Source organism: Bradyrhizobium sp. P2_E8, assembly GCF_056403875.1.
This window is the reverse complement of record NZ_JBFUES010000728.1, coordinates 1-3,999: the sequence shown is the minus strand read 5'-3', so window position 1 is coordinate 3,999 and position 3,999 is coordinate 1. Positions and strand designations below refer to the sequence as shown.

Annotated in this window: 4 protein-coding genes; all 4 read left to right on the top strand. The window is 63.7% G+C overall.

Going from position 1 to position 3,999, the window contains the following annotated elements:
- Positions 1-1,251 (top strand): ABC transporter substrate-binding protein (locus AC1D00_RS30525; protein WP_477013223.1); only part of this gene is annotated, 1,251 nt, incomplete at its 5' end.
- Positions 1,252-1,328: 77 nt separating this feature from the next.
- Positions 1,329-2,219, top strand: coding sequence for an ABC transporter permease (locus AC1D00_RS30520; RefSeq protein WP_404553467.1), 891 nt, complete (start codon positions 1,329-1,331; stop codon positions 2,217-2,219).
- Positions 2,216-3,106: an ABC transporter permease gene (locus AC1D00_RS30515; protein WP_477013222.1), complete on the top strand. Its 891-nt coding sequence runs from the start codon at positions 2,216-2,218 to the stop codon at positions 3,104-3,106. Before AC1D00_RS30520 ends, AC1D00_RS30515 begins: the two co-directional genes overlap by 4 nt.
- A 7-nt stretch (positions 3,107-3,113) precedes the next feature.
- Positions 3,114-3,999: ABC transporter ATP-binding protein (locus AC1D00_RS30510; protein ID WP_477013221.1), on the top strand; the 886-nt coding region annotated here is incomplete at its 3' end.

The window sequence follows — 3,999 nt, the reverse complement described above, 5'->3', positions numbered from 1 at the left end:
GCCGTGGTCGCCGGGGCCGCCGCTGGATCGGACGCGATCCGCGGCTTCCCGACGATCTGGGCGCAGGAGATCAAGGACATCGAACTGCGCCATGTCGGCGTGTCCTACTCGGTGGTGAAGGCGATCGGTGACCAGGCCGCCAAGGATCTCGGCTTCAAGGTGACGATGCAGAACCTCGACACCTCCGCTGCCATCAATCGCTTCATAAGCCAGCCTAATACGGTCGATATTGCCGATCTCGAGGGCTGGCAGGCCAAGCTGGCCGCCAAGCGTGCCGTGATCCAGGGCATCGAGGTCAAGAAGATCAAGGAATTCGACAACATCCTGCCGATCTTCACCAAGGGCGAGATCGACGGCCACAAGATCCCGCGCCAGGGCATCTCGCCCTACGAGGCCATGTACATCTCCAAGCCCGACTCGACCGATCTGCATGACGGCGTCACCGAATGGGCGACCTTCCTGCCCCAGGTCTACAACGCCGACTCCATCGGCTATCGCCCCGATCTCGTCGGCCATGAAGTCACCGAGTGGAAGGACCTGATCGACCCGAAGTTCAAGGGCAAGGCTGCGATCCTCGACGTGCCCGCGATCGGCATCATGGACGCCGCGCTCTGCTTCGAAAGCGCGGGCCTCATCAAGTACGGCAACAAGGGCAACATGACGAAGGAGGAGATCGACTTCACCTGCAACAAGCTGATCGAGCTGAAGAAGCAGGGCCAGTTCCGCGCGACCTGGACCACCTTCGACCAGTCGGTGCAGCTCATGGCGGCGGGCGAAGTGGTCATCCAGTCGATGTGGTCGCCGGCGGTCGCGGCGGTCCGCGTGAAGGAGATTCCCTGCGTCTATGCCCCGGTCAACGTCAAGAACGGCAAGGAAGGCTATCGCGGCTGGTGCAACGGCATGGGCCTGATGAAGCATCTCTCCGGCAAGAAGCTCGATGCGGCCTACGAGTATCTCAATTGGTATCTGTCGGGCTGGCAGGGCGGCTTCGTCGCGCGCTACGGCTATTACAGCCCGGTGCCGTCGACCGCGAAGAAATTCCTCACCCCTGCCGAATGGGCGTTCTGGTACGAGGGCCAGCCCGCGCCTGAGGTGGTCAACGATCCCTATGGCGTGCCCATGGAGAAGGCCGGCACCAAGCGTGACGGCGGCTCGTTCCTCGACCGCGTCAAGAACATCTCGTGCTGGAACACGCTGATGGACGAGGCCGCCTACATGAACAAGCGCTGGAACGACTTCAAGGTGGCCTGAAACCTGCTTTCCCCGACGTAACAAGAGCGCCGGCGCGCGAACCGCGCCGGTGCGAGAAGACCGACTTCGAGGCCGACATGCAGCCAAGTTCGAGTCCCGCTCAAACTCCGCCACGCGCAAATCTCGCCGGCTGGCTCTATGTCTCGCCGCTGGTCCTGGTGCTCGTGCCGTTCTTCGTGGCGCCGATCCTGGTCGTGCTGGCCGCGAGCTTCTTCGCGACCGACGGCTTCGGCGGGCTGACGCCGGGCTTCACACTTGCGAGCTATGTCGAGGTGCTGCATTCGGCGCTGACGCTGAAGCTGTATCTGGCGACCATCAAGTTCACGGTGCTGACCTGGATCTTCACCCTGATCATCGGCTTCTTCGTCGCCTATTTCCTGGTGTTCCACGTCCGCAACCAGTTGCTGGCGATCGGCCTGTTCCTGCTGTGCACCGTGCCGTTCTGGACCTCGAACATCATCCGGATGATCTCGTGGATCCCGTTGCTCGGCAAGGAAGGCCTGATCAACCAGGCGCTGCTGGCAATGGGCGTGATCCGCCAGCCGCTGGAAGTGCTGCTGTTCTCCGACCTCGCGGTGGTCATCGCCTATGTCCACCAGCTCACGATCTTCATGATCGTGCCGATCTTCAATTCGATGGCGCGGATCGACAAGAAGCTGATCGAGGCCGCGATCGATGCCGGCGCCAGCCGATTCGACATCATGCGCCTGATCGTGGTGCCGATGTCCAAGAGCGGCATCGCGCTCGGTACCATCTTCGTGGTCTCGATCGTGATGGGTGACTTCTTCGTGGTCAAGGTGATGTCCGGCGGCGGCTCGGCCTCGGTGGTCAGCGCGTTCTACGAGGACGTCGGCGTGCTGCAATACCCGACCGCGGCCGCAAGCGCCGTGTTGCTGACGCTGGTGCTGGTCGCGATCGTCTCGCTGATCCTGCGCACCGTGGACATCCGGCAGGAGATCACGCGATGAGCGCGGTTCTCGCCGACATGCCCGAAACGGTCGCGCCCGCGACGACCAATGCGATCGCGCCGAGCCGCGGGCAGCGGCCCTGGACGTTCTACGTGCTGGCGACGCTGTTCGCGGCCTACGTCATCGCGCTCTACGGTCCGATGTTCTGCATCTACGTCCTGTCGTTCCAGGATATCCGGGGCGGGCTTGTGTTTCCGATGAAGGGCCACTCGCTGCACTGGTTCGTCGATCTCTTCACCCAGGTGCGCACCGGCGACGTCAAGGGTTCGTTTGACCGTTCGATCAAGCTGGCGGTCATCGTCACCATCATCACGGTGGTGGTCTCGTTCCTGGCCGGCCTCGGCTTCCGCAAGCGTTTTCGCGGTGACACCATCGTCTTCTACATGATGATCGGCAGCCTGGTTGCGCCCGGCCTCGTGCTCGGCCTCGGCACCGGGCTCCTGTTCCAGGCGCTCGGGCTGAACGCGAGCTGGTACACCTCGGCGCTCGGCGCGCAGCTGTCCTGGACGCTGCCGTTCGGCGTGCTCGTGATGTTCGCGGTGATGTCGCGCTTCAACCATGTCTGGGAGGAGGCGGCCTACGACTTGGGGGCCAGCCGCTGGCAGTCGGTCCGGCTGGTGATGATTCCGGTGCTCGCGCCCGGCCTCGTCGCGGTCGCGCTGTTCGGCTTCACGCTGTCCTATGACGAGTTCGCACGCAGCCTGCAGACGGCGGGTTCGTTGAACACGCTGCCGCTGGAAATCTGGAGCATGACGCTGAACGTCACTTCGCCCTCGCTTTACGCGCTCGGCACGGTGACGACCGTGGTCTCCTTCGTCGTGATCGGTGCAAGCCTCGGCAGCATCGTGTTGATCCAGAAGAAGCGCAGCAGCAGCGCAAAAGGTTGAGCCTGGAATGAAGAGCGATCGCGGCGATATCGAACTGGCGGGTGTCTGCAAGAGCTTTGACGGCGCGACCTACGTGGTCGACGGCGTCAACCTCAAGATTGCCGACGGCGCCTATTGCTGCTTCATCGGTCCCTCCGGTTGCGGCAAGACCACGATCTTGCGGATGATCGCCGGGCATGAAGACCCGACCGCGGGCGAGATCGTGATCGGTGGACAGAATGTCGTCGGTCTCGCGCCGGTGCAGCGGCGTACCGCGATGATGTTCCAATCCTACGCGCTTTTCCCGCACCTCACGGTACGCGAGAACATCGCCTTTGCGCTGCGTGTGCGCGGCATGTCCAAGGCCGACCGGCTGCGTGCGGCGGATGCCATGATCGAGAAGGTGCGGCTGACGCAGTTCGCCGATCGCCTTCCGGCGCAGCTCTCCGGCGGCCAGCAGCAGCGTGTGGCGCTGGCGCGCGCGGCGATCACCGAGCCGCGGGTGTTGCTGCTCGATGAGCCGCTCTCGGCGCTCGACGAGCAGCTTCGCGTGCAGATGCGCCAGGAGCTCAGGCGGATGCAGCAGGAACTCGGCATCACCTTCATCCACGTCACCCATACCCAGCTCGAGGCGATCGCGCTCGCTGACCTTGTGGTGGTGATGGAGCAGGGCAAGATCAAGCAGGCGGGCGCCGCCCGCGACGTCTACGCTCACCCCCATGATCGCTACGTCGCCGAATTCATGGGCGGACAGAACGTGCTGTCGGGACGGGTCGAAAAGGTCAACGGCGCGAGCTTCACGCTGGCGCAGGCCGCGCCTGATGGCATCGAGGTGCCGCTTCAGGCACGATCCACTGTCACTGTTGGCGACAAGGTCGATATCGCCGTGCGCCGCGACGACGTCGCGCTGGTTC